At 66.2% G+C, this 22,795-nt stretch carries 21 protein-coding genes and 1 tRNA gene; 14 read left to right on the forward strand and 8 right to left on the reverse strand.

The genetic code is table 11. From position 1 onward, the window contains the following. Positions 1–647 precede the first annotated feature (647 nt). Positions 648–1,478 carry a hypothetical protein gene (locus tag G8760_RS23845; RefSeq protein ID WP_166355350.1) on the forward strand — a complete coding sequence of 277 codons (831 nt, stop codon included), beginning with the start codon at positions 648–650 and terminating at the stop codon, positions 1,476–1,478. A gap of 59 nt (positions 1,479–1,537) precedes the next feature. Here the strand turns inward: G8760_RS23845 and G8760_RS23850 are convergent, their stop codons facing one another. The 5 genes from G8760_RS23850 to pgm form a co-directional block, all read right to left on the reverse strand. Continuing rightward, a complete protein-coding gene (locus G8760_RS23850) occupies positions 1,538–2,518 on the reverse strand; it encodes a siderophore-interacting protein (protein ID WP_166355351.1) in 981 nt (326 codons plus the stop codon). A 146-nt stretch (positions 2,519–2,664) separates the two neighbouring features. Then, positions 2,665–3,777, reverse strand: a complete 1,113-nt coding sequence (gene galK, locus G8760_RS23855; protein WP_207782663.1) for a galactokinase — start codon at positions 3,775–3,777, stop codon at positions 2,665–2,667. Beyond that, a complete protein-coding gene (gene galE, locus G8760_RS23860; RefSeq protein ID WP_166355352.1) occupies positions 3,774–4,739 on the reverse strand; it encodes a UDP-glucose 4-epimerase GalE in 966 nt (321 codons plus the stop codon). Before galE ends, galK begins: the two co-directional genes overlap by 4 nt. Then, on the reverse strand, positions 4,736–5,836 hold the full coding sequence (galT, locus tag G8760_RS23865; RefSeq protein ID WP_166355353.1) for a galactose-1-phosphate uridylyltransferase: 1,101 nt from the start codon (positions 5,834–5,836) through the stop codon (positions 4,736–4,738). The genes galE and galT overlap by 4 nt, the downstream gene beginning before the upstream one ends. Positions 5,837–6,072: 236 nt before the next feature. After that, a complete protein-coding gene (gene pgm, locus G8760_RS23870) occupies positions 6,073–7,734 on the reverse strand; it encodes a phosphoglucomutase (alpha-D-glucose-1,6-bisphosphate-dependent) (RefSeq protein ID WP_166355354.1) in 1,662 nt (553 codons plus the stop codon). 89 nt (positions 7,735–7,823) lie between these two features. Between pgm and trpS the strand changes: the two genes are divergently transcribed. The 3 genes from trpS to G8760_RS23885 are packed head-to-tail and all read left to right on the forward strand — an operon-like array spanning position 7,824 to position 10,667. Then, positions 7,824–8,843, forward strand: a complete 1,020-nt coding sequence (gene trpS / locus G8760_RS23875; protein WP_166355355.1) for a tryptophan--tRNA ligase — start codon at positions 7,824–7,826, stop codon at positions 8,841–8,843. Positions 8,844–8,847: 4 nt separating this feature from the next. Further along, a complete protein-coding gene (locus tag G8760_RS23880) occupies positions 8,848–9,549 on the forward strand; it encodes a 2'-5' RNA ligase family protein (RefSeq protein WP_207782664.1) in 702 nt (233 codons plus the stop codon). Further along, positions 9,546–10,667 (forward strand): YihY/virulence factor BrkB family protein, encoded by a 1,122-nt coding sequence (locus G8760_RS23885; RefSeq protein ID WP_166355356.1) that lies wholly within the window; start codon positions 9,546–9,548, stop codon positions 10,665–10,667. The genes G8760_RS23880 and G8760_RS23885 overlap by 4 nt, the downstream gene beginning before the upstream one ends. An 18-nt stretch (positions 10,668–10,685) precedes the next feature. Here G8760_RS23885 and G8760_RS23890 read toward each other — a convergent pair whose 3' ends face one another. After that, a complete protein-coding gene (locus G8760_RS23890) occupies positions 10,686–11,180 on the reverse strand; it encodes a MarR family winged helix-turn-helix transcriptional regulator (RefSeq protein WP_246222670.1) in 495 nt (164 codons plus the stop codon). Between the two features lie 211 nt (positions 11,181–11,391). Between G8760_RS23890 and G8760_RS23895 the strand changes: the two genes are divergently transcribed. Further along, positions 11,392–12,159 carry a methyltransferase domain-containing protein gene (locus G8760_RS23895; RefSeq protein WP_211199004.1) on the forward strand — a complete coding sequence of 256 codons (768 nt, stop codon included), beginning with the start codon at positions 11,392–11,394 and terminating at the stop codon, positions 12,157–12,159. 48 nt (positions 12,160–12,207) lie between these two features. Here the strand turns inward: G8760_RS23895 and G8760_RS23900 are convergent, their stop codons facing one another. Beyond that, positions 12,208–12,852, reverse strand: a complete 645-nt coding sequence (locus tag G8760_RS23900) for a TetR/AcrR family transcriptional regulator (protein ID WP_166355358.1) — start codon at positions 12,850–12,852, stop codon at positions 12,208–12,210. A 311-nt stretch (positions 12,853–13,163) separates the two neighbouring features. Between G8760_RS23900 and G8760_RS23905 the strand changes: the two genes are divergently transcribed. Both G8760_RS23905 and mgtE read left to right on the forward strand, forming a co-directional pair. After that, positions 13,164–13,457, forward strand: a complete 294-nt coding sequence (locus tag G8760_RS23905) for a hypothetical protein (protein ID WP_166355359.1) — start codon at positions 13,164–13,166, stop codon at positions 13,455–13,457. A 120-nt stretch (positions 13,458–13,577) separates the two neighbouring features. Continuing rightward, complete coding sequence (gene mgtE, locus G8760_RS23910; protein WP_343074457.1) at positions 13,578–14,909, forward strand: magnesium transporter; 1,332 nt, start codon at positions 13,578–13,580, stop codon at positions 14,907–14,909. An 80-nt stretch (positions 14,910–14,989) separates the two neighbouring features. On the opposite strand, the gene G8760_RS23915 is transcribed toward mgtE, so the two are convergent. Beyond that, a complete protein-coding gene (locus tag G8760_RS23915) occupies positions 14,990–16,021 on the reverse strand; it encodes an acyl-CoA desaturase (RefSeq protein WP_166355360.1) in 1,032 nt (343 codons plus the stop codon). 224 nt (positions 16,022–16,245) lie between these two features. Between G8760_RS23915 and G8760_RS23920 the strand changes: the two genes are divergently transcribed. From G8760_RS23920 to G8760_RS23950, 7 genes are all read left to right on the forward strand, one after another. Continuing rightward, positions 16,246–17,112 carry a helix-turn-helix domain-containing protein gene (locus G8760_RS23920; RefSeq protein WP_166355361.1) on the forward strand — a complete coding sequence of 289 codons (867 nt, stop codon included), beginning with the start codon at positions 16,246–16,248 and terminating at the stop codon, positions 17,110–17,112. 23 nt (positions 17,113–17,135) lie between these two features. Continuing rightward, a tRNA-Gln gene (locus tag G8760_RS23925) sits at positions 17,136–17,207 on the forward strand. A gap of 107 nt (positions 17,208–17,314) precedes the next feature. After that, positions 17,315–18,775 (forward strand): bifunctional UDP-N-acetylglucosamine diphosphorylase/glucosamine-1-phosphate N-acetyltransferase GlmU, encoded by a 1,461-nt coding sequence (glmU, locus tag G8760_RS23930; RefSeq protein WP_207782666.1) that lies wholly within the window; start codon positions 17,315–17,317, stop codon positions 18,773–18,775. A gap of 32 nt (positions 18,776–18,807) precedes the next feature. Continuing rightward, positions 18,808–19,749: a ribose-phosphate diphosphokinase gene (locus tag G8760_RS23935; protein WP_246222674.1), complete on the forward strand. Its 942-nt coding sequence runs from the start codon at positions 18,808–18,810 to the stop codon at positions 19,747–19,749. Between the two features lie 185 nt (positions 19,750–19,934). After that, complete coding sequence (locus tag G8760_RS23940) at positions 19,935–20,579, forward strand: 50S ribosomal protein L25/general stress protein Ctc (protein WP_166355363.1); 645 nt, start codon at positions 19,935–19,937, stop codon at positions 20,577–20,579. 26 nt (positions 20,580–20,605) lie between these two features. Next, complete coding sequence (gene pth / locus G8760_RS23945; RefSeq protein ID WP_166355364.1) at positions 20,606–21,193, forward strand: aminoacyl-tRNA hydrolase; 588 nt, start codon at positions 20,606–20,608, stop codon at positions 21,191–21,193. Positions 21,194–21,506: 313 nt separating this feature from the next. Further along, positions 21,507–22,736 carry an exopolysaccharide biosynthesis polyprenyl glycosylphosphotransferase gene (locus G8760_RS23950; RefSeq protein ID WP_166355365.1) on the forward strand — a complete coding sequence of 410 codons (1,230 nt, stop codon included), beginning with the start codon at positions 21,507–21,509 and terminating at the stop codon, positions 22,734–22,736. The last annotated feature ends 59 nt before the right edge of the window (positions 22,737–22,795 follow it).

Here is a 22,795-nt window from a genome sequence, read left to right on the forward strand (position 1 = left end):
CCAACGCCGCGGCCATCCTGATATCCATCGCTGCCACTCTCCCCGTCATGAACACACAGTCCACAACAATTCAGGTGTCAGCGATGTCCCGAGACATCAACTGTCAGCGATGTCCCGAAACAGGACAGCGCCTTGCGGAACGGGTCGTGCATCTGATCGTCGGCTGCGTCCCCGGGGCGATACCCCTCGGTGCTGGGCACAATAAGCTTCCTTACGGCGCGCGGGTGGGTGCAGTAAGCCTCCTTGTGGTCGCTCTGGCGACAGTAAGCGTCCTTGTGGTCGCTCTGGCGACAGTAAGCGTCCTTGTGGTCGCTCTGGCGACAGTAAGCGTCCTTGTGTCGGGGCGGAGGCCGCAGTAAGCCTCCTTGTGGCCGTCCTGGCAATCAACACGGTTCCCTTGTGGTCAAGACCGTGCCGCTGTGGTCAAGACCGTGCCGCTGTGGTCAAGACCGTGCCGCTGTGGTCAAGACCGTGCCGCCCTGTCCCGGACTTCGCTACCGCCAGATGGCGTTAACGCCCGAATCCGGCGCTTAACACCATCTGGCGGTAGCGAAGTGCGCTAGGTCGCACAGGGATCGGGCGCCCCCGGGCGCCTGCGGCTGGAAACCCAGTCGCATGTGGTGATCCCGGCGAGTAGCGTCGCACATGTGATCGATGTGGAAACGTGGCGAGCGCTGACGCGTTCGTCGCCGTGGTTGTGGTCGTCGGTTCGGCTGACCCGCACCATGGTCGGCGGTGATGACGACGCGCAAGTCCGCGCGTGGATCCGGCGGCCCGGTCTTATGCGGGTGGAGCAGCCCGGGCACGAGCCGTATTTCGTGGACGAAACATCGGAGGTTGGCCGCGGCCGGGGCTACATAACGGTGGTAGAGGAGTCAGGTCCACGTCGCGCCGTCAACCGGCTTTTGGGCCGTAACCCAAAGCAGCCGCCGCAACCGGTGTTCCGGACACCGCGGGATCCCCTCGCGCCACAGCCGGATTGGCGGCCGGACGGGCTCGTAGCGCGTCGACCCGATGACTTCACAGTGGTGTTCGACGATCCGATGTACGAGAACTACGTCTGGGTGGCCATGCTGGATCCCGTCGAACTCGCTGACGGCATGGAGCCGGATGGGCCGGTGGAAACCGGCGCGGAGCAGCCGGCCGGAGTCGACATCCTGGACCTGGCCGAGACCCAGCGGCGCGGCCGGCCGACACTCGTAGCCACCGTTCGGTCCGCGCGGACCTACAACCCGCGTTGCACCTGTTGTGCGCTTCTGTTCAGCGACGTAACCATCGCGTTGCTCAGAGAGGAAGGAGGCCCGTTGCCGGAACCGTTGCCGGCGCCGGCCGACGCACACCGGGTGATGGTCGACCGCACTACCGGCATCTGCGTGAGCCTGCGAGACATCGGCGGAGATCACGACGGCGCCGGGTTCGACGTCGATATTGAAGAGGTTGACGTCGACTACCCGGACCTGATGTTCCGTCGGCGGTAGGTGTACGGCAGTGACGTGACCCCGTGGGGTGTGTCGCGGTCACCGCGTCCGTGGCGGCGTCAGTCGAGGGCGCGGCCGAGCCGCCAGTACCCCATGAACGTGACGGCGGACTTGTCGATGCCGCGTTCGCTGACCAGGTGGCGCCGGATCGCCTTAACCGCGCCGGCCTCACCGGCCACCCACGCGTAGACGGGGCTGGTTGCACTGGCGGCCACCTCCCAGAGGATCTCCAGGTCGATGTCGACGGTGTCCACCGTGGAGAGATCGGCACCGCTGGAGGGAGCCGGGTGGAGATCGGTGTTCCGCACCGCATCGACCAGGAGGTGCCCGTGAGGAGCGACCATGCCGTCGGGGCGGCGGCGAGGCAGCCACGTCACGGTGGCGTGCTCCGGCGCCGGCAGCGGCAGAACGTCGTCGGGCCCGGGCACCTCCAGTAGGACCCGGACGCGTGAGGTGGAGCCGGCGTCGCGGAGTTGGTGAAGAATACCGGCGATAGCGGGCACGGCGGTCTCGTCTCCGGCGATCAGGACGTCGCGGACGCTGAACGGCGGGTGCCACTCGTGTCCCCGGCAGTCTCCCGGGAAGACGCGGTTGGGACCGATCACCGCGAGTTCGTCGCCGACGTTCGCGTTGGCCGCCCACGACGCGGCTGGGCCGGAGTGATCGTTGCCGGCGTCATGCAGGACGAAGTCGACGTCGAGTTCCCTGAGCTGCGTCCGGACCGCCCGGATGGTGTAGGTGCGGATGAAACCGCGCTGGGCCGGGTCGGTCGCACGATACTGGGTATACCAGTCGGTTGGGGAAAGGTCCGGGACGGTGTGGCCAGCGCGTGGAATGTAGAGCTTGATGCGTTGGTCCGGGCCGTCGTGGCCGAACTCGTCGAGGTCGTCGCCGGTGAAGGTGATGCGCAGGAACGACGGGCTGAGCTGCTGTCGCCGGGCGACGACCACCCGGAACGGGCGCCACGGTGGCGCGGTCGGGTCGGAGCGGGTGGTGCGGCCCGGTACGCGCGTGTCCGCAGGTGCGGCGGTGATCGTCATGAGGTCCCCGTTGATGCTCTATGGCACTGCTCAGTATAGGCGACGCTAACTTAGGGGAGCCTAACCGTATGTGTGGCCCTGTGCAAGCTACTTGGCGCGAGCAGCGCCCGCGCCGACGTTGTCAGGTCCCACGAGCCGGCATCCGATCATTGATCGACGCCGGCACCTGCCGATGGCACGGCGGTGAAGGCCTGTGGTGCGGTGAAGCCCCGGGCGGCAAATTCGGCCCGGATCCGATCGGTCACCGGTGCCGTCCGCTCGGCGTCGACCAGCGCGATGATCGAACCGCCGAACCCGCCGCCGGTCATCCGCGCACCCAGCGCACCGGCCGCGAGTGCCGCGTCGACGGCGACGTCCAACTGCGCCACGGTGACCTCGTAGTCGTCGCGGAGCGATACGTGTGACGCGGTCAGCAACGCCCCAATGTCGCGGATCCGCCCGGCGCGAAGCAGCCGGACGGTATCGAGCACCCGGTTGTTCTCCGTGAGCACGTGCCGGACCCGGCGCTGGGTGATCTCGTCTTCGAGCTGGGTGAGCACCCCCTCGACTGGATCGGCCTGCACGGCGCGCAGTGACGACACACCCAGCGTGCGTGCTGCGGCCTCACAGCTGTGTCGCCGTGCTCCGTATTCACCGTCGGCATGCCGGTGGGGTGCTTTCGTGTCGACGACCAACAGGGCCAACCCGGCCGCCGGGAGGTCGCACGGGATGGGGTCGGCGCTGACCTGATCGGCGTCGAAAAGAATGGCGCACCCCTCCTGCCCATACATAGCCGCCATCTGGTCCATCAACCCCGTGGGTGCGCCTACGTAGCCGTTCTCGGCGCGTTGGGCGAGCCTGGCGATATCGGTGCGGTCGAGGCCGAGGTCGGCCTGGCGGTCCAGCGCTACCAGCAGCGCACATTCCAGGGCATGTGACGACGAGAGGCCGGCCCCAACGGGAACGTCGCTCTTGATCTCGACGTCGGCGCCGGGCACGACCCGACCGGCCGTACGCAACGCCCAGAACACGCCGGCCACGTGCACGGCCCAACCGTCGACCTGGCCCGGTTCGGAGTCGACCGGGAACTCGGCGGGCGACATCCCCGGGGCCGCCGACGTGACCCCCACGATACGGTCCCGACGTGGGCGCAGCGTGACCGTGACCCGCTGGGCGATGGCCATCGGCAGGGCCAGCCCGCCGTTGTAGTCGGTGTGCTCGCCGATCAGGTTGACGCGTCCCGGCGCCGACGCCACCACAGTGTCCGGATGGGAACTCACGGCCGAGCTCCGCTCACGAACGCCCAGGCATCGGCGACGATACGATCGAGATCGTGTTCGGCCCGCCAGCCGAGTTCGGCCTCGATCCGGTCCGCGGCGGCGACGAGCACCGCGGGGTCGCCTGGCCGGCGGTCGCGGTCGACGGCCGGCACGGCGTGGCCGGTAGTGCGCCGGACCGCGTCGATCACCTCGCGCACCGTGTAGCCGGTGCCGGTGCCGAGGTTGTAGATCCGATGGGTGCCCGCGGCGGAGCGCTGCCCGGTCCAATCCAGGGCCAGCAGGTGTGCTCTCCCTAAGTCCTCGACATGCAGGTAGTCACGGACCGCTGTGCCGTCGCGGGTGGGGTAGTCGGTGCCAAAGACATCGACGGCGGCACGATGACCGGCCGGAACGGCGAGGACGTTGGGGATGAGGTGGGTCTCCGGGGCGTGCCGTTCGCCGAACCGCGCGAGGGCGCCGCCCACGTTGAAATACCGCAGGCTGACCGCGTTCAACCCATGGGCAACGGCCTCGCCGGCGATGGCATGGTCGATGGCCAGCTTGCTCTGCCCATAGGGGTTGATGGGCACCGCGGGTGTGTCCTCGCGGATCGGTGTGACGCTGGGTTCGCCGTAGGTGGCCGCCGTCGACGAGAACACCAATCGTCGTACGTCGTGGCGGCGCATCGCCTCCAACAGATCCAGCGTGCGGACGACGTTGTTCCGCCAGTACAGCTCAGGTCGCGTGACTGATTCGCCGACCAACGACTTCGCCGCGAAATGGAGCACACCGTCGAAACCCCCGCCGAGAAGGTCGCCGGCCCGCCGGAGGTCGCCCTCGACGAAGGTGGCTGCGCTGGGGACCGCGTCGGCGTGGCCGGTGGAGAGATCGTCAAGCACGACGACATCGTGTCCGTTGGCCAGCAGCTGGGCGCTGACCACCGAGCCGATGTATCCGGCTCCGCCGGTGACGAGTAATCTCACCGTTCTCCTTCCGGTAGGGCCGACGACGGCTCGGCCCGTCGCAACCGCTCGGCGACCTCCTCCGGGAGGACGTCGGTGATGAATGCTCCCATAGCTGATTCGGAGCCGGCGAGGTACTTCAACTTGTCCGCGGCCCGCCGGATCGAGAAGAGCTGGAGGTGGAGGTAGGCCTGATCGCGGCCGACACGCACTGGGGCCTGCTGCCAGGCCGCGATGTAGGGCAGCGGCGCGGAGTACAACGCGTCGAACCGGCGGAGTACGTCGAGATAGACGTGGACGAAATCGTCGCGTTCGGCATCGCTCAAGGCGGGGATGTCCGGCACTTGGCGGTGCGGGAACATGTGGACCTCAACCGGCCACCGCGCCGCCGCTGGGACGAAGGCGGTCCAGTGCTCGGACTCGACCACCACCCTCGGACCGGCGCGTTCCTCGGCGAGGACGTCGGCGAACAGATCGCCGCGCTGGTTGCTGGTGTGCCGGCCGGCCACCGCCAGCATGCGGCTGGTCCGCGGAGTGACGAATGGGTAGGCGTAGATCTGGCCGTGTGGGTGGGAGAGTGTCACGCCGATCTCCTCTCCGCGGTTCTCGAAGCAGAAGACCTGTTCGACGCCAGGTAGGCCGGACAGCTCACGGGTGCGGTCGGCCCATGCGTCGACCACCAGCCGGGCTTGCGCCGGCGCCAGCGTGGCGAATGAGGCGTCGTGTCGGCTGCTGAAGCAGACCACCTCGCAGCGGCCGGTCGCGGGCCGGGCGGGGACGAGTGGGCTGCCGGCGGGCGTGGTGGTGGCCATGGTCGAGAGGCTGGGGAAGCGGTTCTCGAACACCACGACGTCGTAGTCGGCACTGGGGATTTCGGTCTGTTTGCCGTCGCGGGACGGGCACAGCGGGCAGCGGTCAGCCGGCGGCAGGTGGGTGCGTTGCTGTCGATGCGAAGCCATGACGACCCATTCGTCGAGGAGCGGATCATGGCGCATCTGCGAGGTGGTGCTGACCGAAGGCAACGGCCGGGGGTCGGTCAGCGTTCGGACTGGGCGGTCGTTGTGGTCGAAGTAGAAGAGTTCCCGGCCGTCCGCCAGCTGGGTGCGGGTCCGTTTCACCGTAGGTCGTCCATGCCCGTAGCTCCCGATATATGTCGCGTCGTGGTGGTGGGAGATGCAGATCGGCTACCTCTCCCAGGATCGAACAATTCAAATCATAATCAAACAATATCTGACAGGGGTAGAGGCTTCACATGGCGGGTGGTTTTCGAGCGAGCGACCGCAGTTAGGGCCGAGGTAGCCAGGTCGGCGTCGCTGTACCGACGACCATCAATCAGGCGCGGAACTCCGGTGCACTAGGTAGACAGGACGGAGTCGACGACGGCGCGGGCCTCGTCCTGGACCTGCCGCAGGTGATCGGCACCGTGGAAACTCTCCGCATAGATCTTGTAAACGTCCTCGGTGCCGGACGGCCGCGCGGCGAACCAGCCGGACTCGGTGACGACCTTCAGGCCACCGATCGACGCGTCGTTGCCGGGTGCGCGGGTGAGTTTCTCCGTGATCGGCTCGCCGGCCAGTTCGGTGGCCGTCACCTGGTCAGGTGACAAGCTGGCCAGAGCGGTTTTCTGCTCGCGGGTAGCGGGTGCGTCGACCCGGGCGTAGACGGGCGCGCCGTGCCGCTCGACCAGCTGCTGGTACCGCCGGCTCGGTGAGTCTCCAGTAACGGCGAGGATCTCGGCGGCCAGCAGGCATGCGATGATCCCGTCCTTGTCCGTGGTCCAGGTGCGACCGTCACGGCGAAGGAACGAGGCCCCGGCCGATTCCTCGCCGCCGAAACCGACCGAGGCATCGAGTAATCCCGGGACGAACCATTTGAAGCCGACCGGCACCTCCACCAAGGGCCGCCCGAGGGACGCCGCTACCCGGTCGATCATCGACGAGCTGACCAGAGTTTTACCTATTCCGGCTGAGGCAGGCCAGTCGACCCGGTTGTTAAAGAGGTACTCGATGGCGACCGCGAGAAAGTGGTTGGGGTTCATCAAGCCAGCGTCCGGAGTGACGATTCCGTGCCGGTCGGCATCGGCGTCGTTCCCCGTGGCGACGTCGAAATTGGCGGTGTCACGCATCCTGCCGATCAAAGCGGCCATCGCCGACGGAGAGGAGCAATCCATCCGGATCTTGCCGTCCCAGTCCAGCGTCATGAACCGCCAGGTGGGGTCGACGAGTGGGTTGACCACCTGAAGGTTCAAATCGTGCCGGTCGGCGATCGCCGCCCAATAGTCGACTGAGGCGCCGCCAAGCGGATCGGCGCCGATGCGGATTCCGGCCGAACGGATCGCGTCGATGTCGATCACAGAAGGAAGGTCGTCGACGTAGTGTCCGAGGAAGTCGAAGGTGGACGTCGTCTCCGCGGACAGCGCGCGGGTCAGCGGAATCCGCCGGACACCGGCCAGGTTGGCTTCGAGGTAGCGGTTCGCCGCGTCCTGAATCCAGCTCGTGATGTCGGACCCCGCCGGGCCCCCATCGGGTGGGTTGTACTTGAACCCGCCGTCGGACGGCGGATTGTGTGACGGAGTGACGACGACGCCGTCGGCCCCATAGGCGGGACCGTACGAACGCTCGGCGTTGTGCCGCAGGATGGCGTGTGACACCGCCGGTGTGGGGGTGTACCGGCCGCCAGCGTCGGTCAGCAGCATGACGTCGTTCGCCGAGAAGACTTCGACGGCCGTGGCCCACGCCGGTTCGGACAACGCGTGTGTGTCTTTGCCGAGGAACAGCGGTCCGACGATACCGTTTCTGGCGCGGTAGTCGCAGATAGCCTGCGTGGTGGCGGCGATGTGGTCGTCGTTGAACGCGGTGTCGGCAGCCGCGCCACGATGCCCCGATGTGCCGAACGCGACGCGTTGTCCAGGTTCGGCCGGATCCGGGTGGCGGGTGTAGTAGGCGACGACGACCTGAGCGACATCGATGAGGTCGGTGGCTCCAGCCGGCTGACCGGCGCGGGGGTGGTTGGTCATCGGCTCCTCGATCCGTCGTATCCGTTGGCACACAAGTGTGCGGCACACTCATCATTCACGGAACGCCGGATGCTGCCAGAATAGGCAGCATGACCACGAAACGTCGCCCGCGCGTGTTATCCGGCATGCAGCCCACCAACGCATCCCTGCATCTCGGCAACTATCTGGGTGCACTCCGACAGTGGGCGGCCATGCAAGGCGACTACGACGCGTTCTACTGCGTCGTCGACCTACACGCGATCACGGCAGGTCATGACCCGGCTCAGCTGCGCGAACGTACCCGGGTCACGGCCGCCCAGTACATCGCCGGGGGCGTCGATCCAGAGCGGAGCACGCTGTTCGTGCAGAGCCACGTGCCCGAGCATGCTCAACTCGCCTGGGTACTCAGCTGCATCACGGGATTCGGCGAGGCGAGCCGGATGACCCAGTTCAAGGACAAATCCTCCCGGCAGGGCGCCGAGGCCACCACCGTGGGTCTGTTTACCTATCCGGTGCTGCAGGCCGCGGACATCTTGCTCTACCAGGCCGACCAAGTCCCGGTCGGCGAGGATCAGCGTCAACATATCGAACTGACTCGAGATCTCGGCGGACGATTCAACTCGCGGTTCGGCGCCACCTTCACTCTCCCGGAGCCTTACATCCCGGAAACCACCGCGAAGATCTACGATTTGCAGGATCCCACCGCGAAGATGAGCAAGAGTGTGGCAGGATCCGGCCTCGTGGAGATGCTCGACGATCCCAAAACCATCGAGAAGCGGATCAAGAGCGCGGTGACCGACACCGGCCGGGACATCGTGGCCGACCGGGAAAACAAGCCTGGCGTCACCAACCTGATGACGATCCTGTCCGCCATGAGCGGACGGCCGGTCGCTCAGATCGAGCAAGATTTCGATGGGCGTGGGTACGGTGATCTGAAGAAGGAGGTCACGTCGGCGGTGATGGACATCGTGATCCCATTCCAGGAGCGGGTCCGCGAGCTCCTCGACGATCCTGCGGAGCTCGACGCCCTGCTGGCCAAGGGTGCGGCCAAAGCCCGCGAGGTGTCGGCCCCAACACTGCACGACGTATACCGCAAGGTTGGGTTCCTCGAGCCAGCGACGGCGCGGTGAGACGGTGACCATCGAAGGGGAGAATCACTGCCGCACCATCGGCGTTGCTCTGCCCATTCCGGAGCCATACGGCAGCGAGTTGCAAGACTGGCGGCGCTCGTTTGGTGACCCACTGGCCGACGCTATCCCGTCACATATCACGCTCGTACCACCTACCGAGATCAAAGACGGATCGGATCACCATTACGTCCAGGTCCAGGAACATCTGGCCGCGGTGGCTGCGAGCTTCCCACGTTTCCGAGTGCACCTGCGGGGCACGGCGACCTTCATGCCGGTATCGCCGGTGGTGTTCGTCGCGCTGGCGGAAGGAATCTCCGCGTGTGAACGGCTGTCTATGGCCATCCGCACCGGCCCGTTACCCGTCGAACTCTCTTTTCCCTACCACCCGCACGTCACGGTGGCGCATTACCTGCCCGACGAGGCGATGAGAAACGCGTTCAAGACCCTTGCCGGGTACGAGGCCGTCTTCGACGCCATAGCCTTCAGCCTGTACGAACACGGCGCTGACGGGTTCTGGCGGCGGGAACGAGACTTTCATCTGGCGCCCGATGGGGACGTTCTCGCCGAACGCAGGGGCGGGGAGCGCCGGCTGGAGGCCGCTCGTCGGCTGACCAGTGGGCATCCTGGGGTGGGGGCGCGGCCCGACGCCCCGAGCGGTGGTGACGGAGGTGGAGACAGGCCGGGGGCGAGGAGCCGGCCGGAGTGAAGGCGCTGCTGCAGTCGGCGCGGCACTGGGGCGAAGCTCTGTGGCACCGACTGCAACCCACTCTCCCGGTGCGGGCCTGGAAACGTTACGGCGACCTTCGGGGAGACCGGCTGGCTGGCGCGGCGAGCTTCTACGGGTTCAGCTCGTTGTTTCCGCTGATCCTGCTCGCGGCGTCGGTAGCCAGCCGGGTCTCCGGCACCCAAGGCATCGCGACGGTGCAGGAGCTGGTGAACGACAACTTCCCCGATCTCGGTCTCAACGTCGGTCGGTTCTATCAGAACGCGGGCGCGATCGGTGCCATCAGTGCGGTGTTCCTCATCTTCGCGGGCTTGCGCTGGGTGGATTCCGTCCGGGCTGCCGTTCGGTCGATGTGGGGGATGGACGACCAGCCGGGCAACGTCGTCGTCCGTAAACTCCTTGACCTGGCGGCCCTCGTCGGGCTCGGTCTGCTGTTGGCCGCCTCATGGGCGACGAGCGTCGTGGTCCGGCGGATGGCCGAGACCGTGCTCGATTGGCTCGGCATCGACGGCGGCGGCGCCGCCGGGCTGCTCGAGGTGTTCAGCTGGGTGGTGTCGGTGGGGGTGAACGCCGTGTTGTTCGCCTACTTGTTGGCCGGGTTGCCCAGGATCGCGGTGCCGATGCGACAGCAGGCCCTGACCGCGCTGTTCGGTGCATTGGTCTTCGAGGTCCTCAAAACCTTCCTGGTCGAGTACGTGGTGGGTGCTGGCATGGCGAACGCCTACGGCGCGTTCGCTACGCCGGTGGTGATCATCCTCTGGATCTACGTCGTCACCCGGCTGCTCATGGTGTTGGCCGCGCTCACCGCCGAGAGCGCCATCGATCATCTGGAGGCGGATGAGCGTTCTGCCGGCACCGGTGACGACGTTTCCGATGGGTCCAGGTCCGGCGATGGTGGTCCTCTGGTGGGTGGTGCTCGGCACAGCGGTGGGCGTGGTGCGGCCGGTGGGGTGGAGTTGAGCCCATCGGCCGGGCAGGCCCGGGCGGTGGGAGTGGCGGCCGGTGCGCTGCTGGGTGTCGTCGGAGTCGGGGTGATAGTGGTCGGCCGTCGAGCGGTGCGCACAGTCCGCGCCGTGATGGGGGGAGACCCGGACGCCTGATTAGGCTCCAGCTGGTGCTTAGTGCTCCTCGAACGGCAGGACGACGGCGCGTAGCAGGGCGGCCAAGGCGGCTCTGTCCTGGTGGGGGAGGCCGGCCAAGATGTCTCGCTCATGCGCGAGTAGTCCCTCGAGTGCGGCGTCCACAGCCGTCCGCCCCTGTGTGGTGAGTGCAACCTGGACGGCCCGGCGATCGTGGTCGTCGCGCCGGCGGGTGACCAGCCCGCGGGCGGTGAGTTTGTCGACCCGGGCCGTCATGGTGCCGCTGGTGACCAGGGTTTGTGCGAGCAGTGTTCCGGGTGACAGCTCGTATGGAGGGCCGGATCGGCGCAGCGCCGCGAGTACGTCGAACTCCCATGGCTCCAGCCCATGGGCGGCGAATGCGGCCCGGCGAGCCCGGTCCATGTAACGCGCCAGACGGGTGACGCGCGAGAGTACCTCCATCGGGCTGACGTCGAGGTCAGGGCGCTCGCGACGCCAGGCCTCGACGAGCCTATCCACCTCGTCGGTCGTCACAGCGGCAACTGTACGCATCAAGAATCTTGACTTCAAGGGAATAGCTTGAAAGTATATATCTTGACGCCAAGATAAAAGTCTTGCGCACGACACTGCGTCACCTGCCGCTCCCATGCACAAGCTCTACGCGGAGTGCCCGTCAGCGTTCGTGCGGGAGGGCACGTCGACCCAGGACCGACGGCGTCATGGAGCTTGCACCCTGCGATAAAGGGTGAGAGAGGGCGTCGTGATGTGGGACCCGCAGCAGTATCTGATCTACGGCGACCAGCGCGGTCGCCCGTTTCGCGATCTTGTGGCGCAGGTGGGTGCGGTGGAGCCCCGCGAGGTCGTGGACCTCGGCTGCGGGCCAGGTGAATTGACCGCCGGGTTGGCCCAGCGCTGGCCGCAGGCGCATATCGTCGGTGTCGACTCGTCGCCGGAAATGATCGAACGGGCCCGGCAACACACGGGCGTGGAGTTCGTCGAAGCCGACCTCCGGACGTGGGAACCTGGCCGGCCGCTCGACGTGTTGATGAGCAACGCCACACTCCAATGGGTGCCTGGCCACCTCGAGTTGCTGTCGCGCCTAGTCTCATTCCTCTCTCCGACCGGCTGGCTGGCCTTCCAGTTGCCGGCGAACTTCGACGAGCCGAGCCATGTCGAACTGCGTGACCTCGCCGGCACGGCGCGGTGGTCGGGGCTGCTCGAGGTGACCTGGCCAGCCGCCCACCCGCCCCTGGCCTACCTGGCAGCGCTGTTGGACCTCGGCCTGGACGCCGAGGTGTGGGAGAGCACGTACTACCACCAACTCGATGGGCCGGACGACGTCCTCGAATGGTTGCGCGGCTCGGCCCTACGGCCGGTGTTGGCCCAACTCGACGACACGGCGCGCGATGAGTTCATCGAGCAGTTCCGTGCTCGACTGCACGGCGCCTACCCAAAGGGCCAGCACGGGACCGTGCTGCCTTATCGCCGAATCTTCGCCGTCGCTCGCCGATGAGCGGCATGAACCGCATGCATGGCCCGAGATCATCCCGGTGCCCGCTTCTCACTCATCGGCTGGTAGTGCCGGAACATCCCTGGGCCCGCCGAGGCGCTCGAGGCCGTTGAGGCCGGGCGCGGGCTCGAGTCCGGCAAACCCGTTCCACGCCAAGTTGACCAGGTGCGCCGCCACCTCGGACTTGTCGGGGCTGCGGACGTCCAGCCACCATTGGCCGGTCAACGCCACCATACCCACCAGCATCTGGGCATACATCGGTGCATGCTCGGTGTCGAGCCCACGTGCGGCGAACTCCGCGGCCAGGAGATACTCCACCTGGCTCGCAGCGTCGGAGATGAGGCTGGAGAAGCCCCCGATCGGCTGCGTCACGGGCGAGTCGCGGACGAGGATCCGGAAGCCGTCGGTGGAGGCCTCGATGTAGTCGAGCAACGCGAGAGCCGCACGTTCGAGTAGCACCCGGGGGTGACTCGCCGATTCCAGGGCGGTGGTGATGCTGTTCAGCAAGCGTTCCATCTCGCGGTCGACCACCACCGCGTAGATACCCTCCTTGCCGCCGAAGTGTTCATAGACCACCGGCTTCGATACCCGGGCCCGGGCTGCGATCTCCTCGATGGAGGTACCGTCGAAGCCTCGCTCCGCGAACAACGACCGGCTGATGTCGAGTAGTTGTTCGCGGCGTTGCTTGCCGGTCATCCGTATCCGAGAGCCCGTCCCTCGTGGCTTCTGGCCATCCTCAGTCTCCACAGCCCCATCATGCCCGGTGGGGTGCTCCGCCGGCAGGATGATGGCTGGTCGGGTACTTTGACCGGGTCGCCCGCTGGCCGGTACCCTGGGCAAGGTTGACTGCCCGGACGTTGGGCGCCGAATCTCCCACCATGTGAGACGCGGCCTCGGACGCTGCGGCCGGTATGAGGATTCCCGCGGCCGAGCGCAAGGGCGTCGCCGAGCTGTTCGCCGGATCGGAGAGGAGGTGGGGGCGATGCGAAGCCGATCACCATTGGCCGATGCGGATCCCGACCATAGTCGCCGCACCGGCTGCGCCCCCGGCCTCAGCACCTGCCGCACTCCCGCTGCGGCCTAGTGCCGCTGCGTGGGAGGTCTTCGTCACCGTCTCTGCCGCCAAGGCGGCGCCTCGCTGCGTTGTCGTCGTCGACCGATGTGCCGACATCGACGTCTTCCGCCGCCATGCGAGCCACCACCTGGACAACAGATCCGGCAACAGGCATCCCGCGCAGGGTGCTAGACCGACATCGGGCCAGTTGGCTCTCGCGGGGCCGGCGCGGACCGAGGCCGGATGACACTCCCCATTCACCTACCCGCCCGCCGTGGCGGGCCGCTATCCGGGCGCGGTTGCGGAAGAGTGGTGTGCTGGCGGTATCTCGTGCGTCACGGAATCACGAATCAAGACGAGGCGGTGAATTGTGAGCGACGAGCTCATCGACATGCTGAAGCAGCAGGACCTGCCCTATCTGAAGGAATGGTTGAGCGCTCAGCAGCCGCACGCCATCGCGGACGAGTTGGCGCGGGTGGATTCCGCCGGTATGGCGCTGGTCTTCCGGCTGCTCGACAAGGGCAAGGCGTTGGCGGTATTCGAGGAACTCGACCCCGCCGACCAGCAGGAGATCCTGGCCGGCCTCCGTGACCGTGCGTTCCGCGAACTGGTCGAAGGTATGGACCCAGACGACCGCGCACGGCTGATCGACGAGGTCCCGGCGAAGGTGGCCAAGCGAGTGCTGGCCGGGCTCAGCCCGCACGAGCGGCAGATGACCGCGGCACTCCTCGGCTATCCCGAGGACTCCGTCGGCCGGCGAATGACCCCTCAGGTTGTCGCGCTGCACCGGACCCTCACCGTCGCCGACGCCCTGGACGTGGTCCGTACGAAGGGTGCCGCGGCCGAGACGGTCTATACGCTGGCCGTCGTCGACGACGGCCGCCGCCTGATCGGGGTCGCCTCCCTACGTGACCTGGTCACCGCACCCACCGATCACCTCATGGGAGACCTCGCCGAGACCGACTACGTGTCTGCTCGCGCCACCGACGATGCCGAGTACGCCGCCCGGCTGATGCGGGATGCGAACCTGCTGGACCTGCCCATCGTCGACAGCGAAGATCGCCTACTTGGCCTCCTGACCATCGACGACGCCGTTGAGCTGATCGAGGCCGCCGATACCGAGGACGCCTACCGCCAGTCCGGGTCGGAGCCGTTGGCCGGGCTCTACCTGCTGGCCACGATCCGCATACTGGCCACCAGGCGGGCGCCCTGGCTGATGCTGCTCTTCATCGCCGCGATCATGACCATCAACGTGTTGGACTTCTTCGAGGACAACCTCGCTGAGGTGACGGCACTGGCATTGTTCATTCCTATGATCACCGGCACGGGCGGAAACACCGGATCGCAGTCGGCGACGTCGGTTGTGCGTGCGCTGGCGCTCGGGGATATCCGGCCGCGTGATCTGCCGATCGTGTTGTGGCGGGAAGCTCGGGTCGGGGCACTGCTCGGAGTTCTGCTGGCGATCGTGGGCATCGGGATCGGCACCTTCTTCGCCGACTTCCAACTGGCGATGGTGGTAGCGGTGTCGCTGCTGATGGTCTGTACGTGGGCGGCCATCGTCGGCGGTTGTATGCCATTACTCGCGAAGAAGCTCGGCATCGACCCGGCTGTTGTGTCAGCGCCCATGGTGGCGACCCTCGTGGACGCTACCGGGCTGATCATCTACTTCTTGACCGCCCGCATCATCCTCGGCATCTGACGCAGCCGTGGCCCGGTGCTGACCGCCACCCCTGTCGTGCGGTGGAGGTCAGCGGTAGGTGCGTGTTGGGCGAGCGGGTGTCAGGGCGCGATGAGTGTCTTCTCGCCGCCGTAGTCGTCTACCCGCTTGCCGTCGATCCGCTCCTTGCTTGGCCATCGCACATCCCACGCCCACCCGAACTTCTCGAAGATCCAGATGATCCGCGCGGTGGAGTCGATCTGCCCCTTGAGGACACCATGCCTCGCGCTGGTGGGGTCGGCGTGATGCAGGTTGTGCCACGACTCACCCATCGACAGCACGGCCAGCCACCAGACGTTGCCGGACTTGTCGCGGCTCTCGAAAGGCCGTTCGCCGAGGGCATGGCAGATTGAGTTGATCGACCAAGTGACGTGGTGCAGCAGGGCGATGCGGACGAGCGTGGCCCAGAAGAACGCGGTGAGCGCGCCGTGCCATGACCACGTGACCAGTCCACCGATGACTGGCGGCAAGAGGATGGATACGGCGACCCACAGGGGGAACTGTTTGCTGACCCGGCGGATGTCCTTGTCGTTCAGAAGGTCCGGCACGTACTTGCGCTGGTCGGTCCGTTCGACGTCGAACATCCAGCCCATGTGGGCGAAAAACATCCCCTTGATCAGCGCGGGAACGCTGGTTCCGTATCGCCAGGGCGAATGCGGGTCGCCTTCTTTGTCCGCGTATTTGTGGTGCCGCCGATGGTCGGCGACCCACCGCAGTACTGGCATCTCGATAGCCATGCTGCCGGAGATGGCCAGGGCGATCTTCAGGCCACGGTTCGCCTTGAACGAGCGGTGGGTGAAGTGCCGGTGGTAGCCGACGGTGATGCCATGGCCGGCGATCGCGTACATCACCACGGCGAGCACGATGTCGAGCCAGCCGAGGAATCCGCCCATCCAGGCCAGCGGAATGGCAGCGAGCAGAGCGAGGAACGGGACCCCGATGAACAGGGCCAGCACGACGCGTCGACCCGTGGAAGGTACGTCGTCGACGTGGGTGCCGAATGGGGTCAGCTCCCCCGCTGAAGCGGAGGAGGTTTCCGGCTGGTAGTTCACCGTAGGGTCGGCGGACTCGGAGACGGTCTCGGTGGGAGCCATGGACGGTTCCTCCCGGTGTTAGGGATACCTTTCCTACGCAACCGTAACCTACGACTCCGTAGGTCGGGAAGTTGTTCGTGTCTGGGGGGACGGTGTGGGTTCCTTGTTGGTGCATTCGCGTGTTCGTGTGATCACCCGGCGGCTCCCGGGTAGGGTTCGAGTGTCCAGGGCGTACTAGAACATGTGTTTGTTTTTGATGTGTTGAGCTTGTATTATTTCTAGTCATGAGTCAGGGTTCCGTGGTTGGCGATTCCGACGTGGCGCGCAAGATCCGCTCAATGCGTGCGGCCGGCGCCACCTATGCCCAGATCAGGGCCGAGCTTCGGGTCGGCGCCACCACTATCAGTCGAGCCCTTGGTGTGTACGGCTTGGGGCGCTCGCGTCCGAGGGTCTCCGACGACGTCCGGTCGCGAGCCATTGCGCTGCGGCGAGACGGACACTCCGTGCCGGAGATCGCCGCCGAGCTCGGTATCGCGCGAAGCACGGCCTGGTTGGTCACCAAGGAGGTGGCGTGGGAGCCGACGCCGGAGCGTCAAGAGCGTGCTAAACGTGCGGCGCGGGCCCGGTGGGACCGGTACAACCAACGGCAAGCTGTCGAGCGCAAGCGGGTCGTCGATGGGATGGTGGCCGAGATCGGCAACATCAGCGAACGTGAGTTGCTGCTGGTAGGCGCCGCCCTCTATTGGGCAGAGGGAGAGAAAGCGAAGCCATGGCGGCAGACTGAACAGCTCGGGTTCATCAACAGTGACCCAGAGGTCATCCTCCTGCACCTGAAGTGGCTCCGTCTGTTGGGTGTGCGCACTGAGCGGTTGGTCTTCAGGGTCCACATCCACGAGTCGGCTGACGTGGCGGAGGCTGAGAAGTACTGGTCCGACGTCGTTGGTGTGCCGGTCGAGCGCTTTTCGCGGGCGACGTTGAAGAAGCACAATCCGAGGACGGTTCGCCGCAATACTGGTGAAAGCTATCGAGGATGTCTGGTTGTCCGAGTTCGGCGCAGCGCAGGGGAGTATCGCGCGATGGCTGGAATCTGGCGAGGGATATGCGCGACGCTCTCCGGCGGTACAGTAAACTCGGGGCGTGGTTCTTCGTGACTGTCACGACTTTGAAGCCACTATCCCGGGTAGTGTAATGGCAGCACGCGGGCTTTTGGTGCCTGTAGGTAGGGGTTCGAATCCTCTCCCGGGAGCTTGGTGTGCGAATCTCGATGAGACGTGACGTCGGGGTTCGTGCCGCGCGCAACGGGGGAGTATCGTCGTGCACGTCCCGCCCACCGATGCTCAGGAGCGCGCCCGCGTGACTACGCGTCCCGCTGCCGTGATTGTCCTCGCCGCTGGCGAGGGTACCCGGATGAAGTCGTCCACCCCGAAGGTCTTACACGAGCTCGCCGGACGTACCCTCATCGGGCACGCCGTCGCCGCCGCAGATGCTCTTGACCCCGATCACCTCATGGTTGTTGTCGGCCATGGGCGTGACGAGGTGGTCGCCCACCTCGCGGAGGTTGCGCCGCGAGCCGCAGCCGCGGTGCAAGAGCAACAGCTGGGCACCGGCCATGCTGTTGGCTGTGCGCTAGAGGTGTTGCCGCCGCTCGACGGGATCGTCGTCGTGACGTACGGCGACGTCCCACTGTTGACCGGCGACACGCTCGAAGAGCTCATCGGTCAGCACGCCGCCGAGGGTAATGGCGTCACGGTTCTCACCGCGGAGGTTGACGATCCAGCCAGCTACGGCCGCATCGTGCGGGACTCGGACGGTGCTGTGGTCCGCATCGTCGAGTACAAAGATGCCGACCAGTCGACCCGGCTGATCCGGGAGATCAACTCCGGAATCTATGCTTTCGACGCCGACGTCCTACGGGCCGGGTTGAGCCGCCTCACCACAGATAACGCCCAGGGTGAGCAGTACCTCACCGACGTCCTGGAATTGGCCCGCGCCGATGGTCGGCGGGTTGGTGCGCTCGTTACCGGCGATCCGTGGCAGACCGAAGGTGTCAACGACCGCGTGCAACTCGCCACCCTGCATCGCGAGCTCAACCGTCGACTCGCCACGCGCTGGATGCGGGCCGGCGTTACCATCGTCGATCCCGCCTCTACCTGGCTTGACGTCACGGTCACGCTGGAGCGCGACGTCGTGCTGCGCCCAGGTGTCCAGCTGCATGGGGCGACGGTGGTGCGTGAAGGCGCGGAGATCGGTCCCGACTGCACTCTGCGCGACACCGTCGTGGGTGCCGGCTCGGCCATAGTGCGTTCACATGCGGTTGGTGCGGAGATCGGCGAACTCGCCAGCGTCGGACCGTACTCCTATCTGCGGCCGGGCACCCGCCTAGGTAGCCAAGGCAAGATCGGCGGTTTCGTCGAGACGAAGAACACCGACATCGGTGAAGGTGCGAAAGTTCCGCACCTGACCTACGCCGGCGATGCCACCATTGGTGATGGCGTCAACATCGGCGCTGGCACCATCTTCGCCAACTACGACGGCGTGGATAAACACCACACATCGGTCGGAGCTCATACGTTCGTTGGGAGCAACTCGGTGTTGGTAGCGCCCGTTGACCTGGCTGACGGTAGCTACGTGGCGGCCGGTTCCGCCGTGACGTCGGCGACGGAACCCGGCGATCTCGCCATCGCCCGGGGGCGTCAACGCAACGTCAAAGGTTGGGTAGATCGTAAGCGGTCCGGCACCGCCTCAGATGAGGCTGCTCGCCAGGCGCGAGCGAGGCAAACTGATAGTGACGTCGTCGAGGGGAGCGACCGGTGAACGGCCTACGCGCAAGTGGCACGAAGACGCTCATGCTGTTCGGGGGTCGTTCGCACCCTGAGCTCAACGACGAGGTGGCGGAGCGGCTTGGAGTCGACCTCACCCCGATGCGTGCACACGAGTTCGCCAATGGCGAGCTTTACGTCCGCTTCGACGAGAGCGTGCGTGGCTGCGATGCCTTCGTCATCCAAAGTCACACGGCGCCGATCAACGAGTGGATCATGGAGCAGTTGATCATGGTTGACGCGCTCAAGCGGGCGTCGGCCAAGCGGATCACCGTGGTGATGCCGTTCTATGGGTACGCCCGGCAGGACAAGAAGCATCAAGGTCGCGAGCCGATCTCAGCCCGGCTGGTGGCGGATATGTTCAAAACAGCTGGAGCACACCGCCTGATGGCGGTCGACCTGCACACCGCGCAGATCCAGGGGTTCTTCGACGGCCCGGTTGATCACCTGTGGGCACTGCCCATTCTCGCCGACCACGTCGCGTCGCAGTACGAGACGGCGAACATGACCGTTGTGTCGCCCGATGCGGGACGGGTGCGGGTGGCTGACGTCTGGGCCGACCGGCTGGGTACGCCCCTGGCCATCATTCACAAACGTCGCGATCCCAACGTCGCCAACCAGGTCAAGGTGCACGAGGTAGTCGGTGATGTCGAGGGGCGTACGTGCCTCCTCGTCGACGACATGATCGACACCGCCGGAACCATCACCCAGGCCGCCGAGGCGCTGATCGCCAACGGAGCGGCGAGGGTGATCGTGGCCGCGACGCATGCCGTGCTGTCCGGTCCGGCGGTGGACCGCCTGAAGAACTCCAGCATCCGCGAAGTTGTGGTCACCAACACGTTGCCGATCGCCGACGAGCGTCGCTTCGACACCCTCACCGTGTTGTCCATCGCGCCATTGTTGGCGCGGGCGATCCGTGAGGTCTTCGAGGACGGCTCGGTCACCAGTCTGTTCAACGGCAACGCCTAGTGTCGCGGCAATCCGGCCACCTGGTTCGCGTCCACCGTCGTAAGGCGAGTACACTCGCGTAGTTGCCTCGGCGAGGGCGCCTTATGGCGGGCTCCGTGATCGACGCGGTGCGTTGTTGGCGCGCTCTCGTCGCCGTGACGCTATCTGTTGACGCTCATCGCACGCTCGCCTGGAGGAGTTTCACCGTGTCCGACGTCAAGATTGCAGCCGAACTGCGCACCGAGTTCGGTAAGGGCGCCGCGCGTCGGCTGCGTCGCGCTGACAAGGTGCCGGCGGTCCTTTACGGACACGGCACCGATCCGATCCACCTAGCGCTTCCAGGGCACGACACCATGCTGGCGCTGAAGAACCCCAACGCCCTCATCACCCTGGACATCGCCGGCGGCGGCAGCGAGATGGCGCTGCCGAAGCACATTCAGCGTGACCCGCTGAAGGGATTCATCGAGCACGTGGATTTGCTGCTCGTCAAGCGCGGCGAGAAGGTCACCGTCGACATTCCGGTGATTCTCGAAGGTGATGCGATTTCCGGCACCAGGGTGAGCCTGGACAGCCCGAGCATCTCCATCGAGGCCGAGGCGACGCACTTGCCGGAGAGTGTCACCGTGTCCATCGATGGGCTCGACATCGGTACCCAGATCCATGCCAGCGACCTTGTGCTGCCGGCGGGGACGAGCCTGGCGGCCGACCCCGACACTCTGGTTGTCAACATCATCGCGTCGCAGGACGTGGCGGCTGAGGATGACGCCGCCGCCGAGCAGGCCGCGGCAGACGAGGCTGCCGAGGCGTCGGCTACTCCCACTGAGGAGAACTCGGCCGCAGACGAGTCCTGAGCCGGCTAGCCGGTCGGGGAGTAGACGTGAGCTCCAGCGACGCTTGGCTGGTGGTGGGGCTCGGCAACCCAGGGCCGAAGTATGCCGGAACACGGCACAACATCGGCGCGATGGTGGTGAGCCACTTGGCGGCCCGTTCGGGTGCTGCCTTCAAGGCGGCTCGCCGCCGCCGCGCCGATGTCGCGGAGACGCACGTGGGCGGTCCGCCATCGGTGCGAGCGGTGCTGGCGGTTCCCCGGTCGTATATGAACGAGTCCGGGGGGCCGGTGGCTGCGCTCAGCGACTTCTACAAGACACCCGCGGAGCGGCTGGTTGTTGTTCACGATGAACTCGACCTGCCGTTCGGTGCGCTGCGGATCAAACGTGGTGGGGGTGACAACGGCCACAACGGGTTGCGGTCTATCCGGGCCAGTCTGGGAACCGGCGAGTACATCCGGGTCCGGGTCGGTATTGGCCGGCCGCCCGGTCGCATGGATGCCGCTGCGTATGTGCTTAAACCCTTTTCCGCAGGTGAACGCCGTGATCTGGAGTTCGAGGTGGACCGTGCGGCGGATGCCGTCGAAGCCGTCGTGGCCGATGGGCTGAGTTATGCGCAGAACCACTTCAATGCCTGACCGCGACCTCTAGGCATACGGCGAGTGGCCGGCAGATGACCGGTCGGCGACACGACTATGACCGGCGGACTAGCGTATATCGCCATCCCCCCGTATAGTTCCACCAAGCTGCACTGAACTTCGTTACGTGGAAGTTCTGGCGCTGACTTTCAGCCTTGGGGGGGCCATGGCTACGGTCGGCTTATCGCCGATCGGTACTCGCGTGCGCGGGTACCGGCATGCAAGGACAGGGGACTACGGGAGGCCTAGAGCCGGGAGAAGCCCGGCTGGGTGGCCGTTCCCGTGGCATCAACGCATCATCAACGCCAACACGGTGGTGGCCAAGTCCGTCGCCGCGGGCGCGGTCTGGGCCGTGGGCGGCTACGTGCTGCTCGGGCTCATCAGCGGTCGTGGCGTCCCGATGACTAACCACGTGTGGTTCGCCGCCTTTTCGGCTGCGGTTCTCGCCGTCGCGCTCACCGTCAGACAGGTGGTCCGTCGCCGGCTTAAGGCATTGCGACGCAGCGGCGAGGCCGTGTGTCGAACGCTTGCGGTCGGGCCCGGCGCGCAGGTCAGCGGCCTGGTCGATCGGCTGGCGACCGACACCGAGCATCCGTATGTGGTGGTTGGCGCGTGTGTCGAGGACGGAAACCCGCTGGTCGAAGATGTGCCACAGGTGGTGCGGTTGTCTGAGGCCGGTGCGGAACTGCATCCGGTCGATGACGACACGCTGGTGGCGGCAGTGCTCGATGCGGCCCGGCAAGTTGGAGCTGACACGGTGTGTCTCGCTCCCGGGTCTCAGTTCAGCGGTCACCGGCTACGTGTCTTGAGCTGGGCGTTGAGCGAGCATTCTATTGGGCTCGTCAGCGAATTGGGCACCGTCGACGTCACCACCCGACGGTTGGCCATCCGTCGAGCCGGAGCGGCCACAGTGCTGCACGTGCGGACGGGGCGCCCGAGCGGTCTGCCGAATGTCTTGAAGTCGCTGGTGGACCGCATGGCGGCAAGCGTGCTGCTGCTGATGCTGCTGCCGGTGCTGGTCGGTGTGGCGATCGCGGTGCGGCGTTCGGGCCCGGGCCCGGTCATCTTCCGCCAGTCGAGGGTGGGCCGCGGTGGGCACATGTTCACCATGCTGAAGTTCCGGACCATGTATGCCGACGCTGAAACCCGGCGCCTGGAACTCATGGAGGACGCCGACGGCGACGGTCTGATGTTCAAGATACGTGACGATCCACGGATCACCCCGGTGGGCCGCCTGCTGCGAAAGTACTCGTTGGACGAGCTTCCGCAATTGGTGAACGTCGTCCGCGGCGAGATGTCTCTGGTAGGGCCGCGACCGCCGTTGCCCGAGGAAGTGGCGCAGTACAACGCCACGGAAGCGCGCCGCCTGCTGGTGGTTCCGGGGATGACCGGATTGTGGCAGGTGAGTGGCCGGTCCGATCTCACGTGGGAGGAGACCGTCCGGCTGGATCTACGCTACGTCGACAATTGGTCGTTGGGGCTGGACGCCCACGTTTTGTGGCGCACCGGACGGGCCGTCGCCCGGGGCTCTGGCGCCTACTAACACCGACGTTGGGCCGTGACGAGGCCGCGCCCTGGGCGCGGCCTCGAAGCCGTGTTCAC

It is taken from the genome of Phytoactinopolyspora limicola, from assembly GCF_011320225.1.
GTDB lineage: Bacteria > Actinomycetota > Actinomycetes > Jiangellales > Jiangellaceae > Phytoactinopolyspora > Phytoactinopolyspora limicola.

What these genes read in the sequence shown, in the direction of transcription:
- G8760_RS23850 (WP_166355351.1), bottom strand. Translation starts at nt 2,518, where the DNA reads ATGACGATCACCGCCGCACCTGCGGACACGCGCGTACCGGGCCGCACC.
- pgm (WP_166355354.1), bottom strand. Translation starts at nt 7,734, where the DNA reads ATGACCAACCACCCCCGCGCCGGTCAGCCGGCTGGAGCCACCGACCTC.
- trpS (WP_166355355.1), top strand. Translation starts at nt 7,824, where the DNA reads ATGACCACGAAACGTCGCCCGCGCGTGTTATCCGGCATGCAGCCCACC.
- G8760_RS23900 (WP_166355358.1), bottom strand. Translation starts at nt 12,852, where the DNA reads ATGACCGGCAAGCAACGCCGCGAACAACTACTCGACATCAGCCGGTCG.
- G8760_RS23905 (WP_166355359.1), top strand. Translation starts at nt 13,164, where the DNA reads ATGCGGATCCCGACCATAGTCGCCGCACCGGCTGCGCCCCCGGCCTCA.
- G8760_RS23915 (WP_166355360.1), bottom strand. Translation starts at nt 16,021, where the DNA reads ATGGCTCCCACCGAGACCGTCTCCGAGTCCGCCGACCCTACGGTGAAC.
- G8760_RS23920 (WP_166355361.1), top strand. Translation starts at nt 16,246, where the DNA reads ATGAGTCAGGGTTCCGTGGTTGGCGATTCCGACGTGGCGCGCAAGATC.
- G8760_RS23935 (WP_246222674.1), top strand. Translation starts at nt 18,808, where the DNA reads ATGCTGTTCGGGGGTCGTTCGCACCCTGAGCTCAACGACGAGGTGGCG.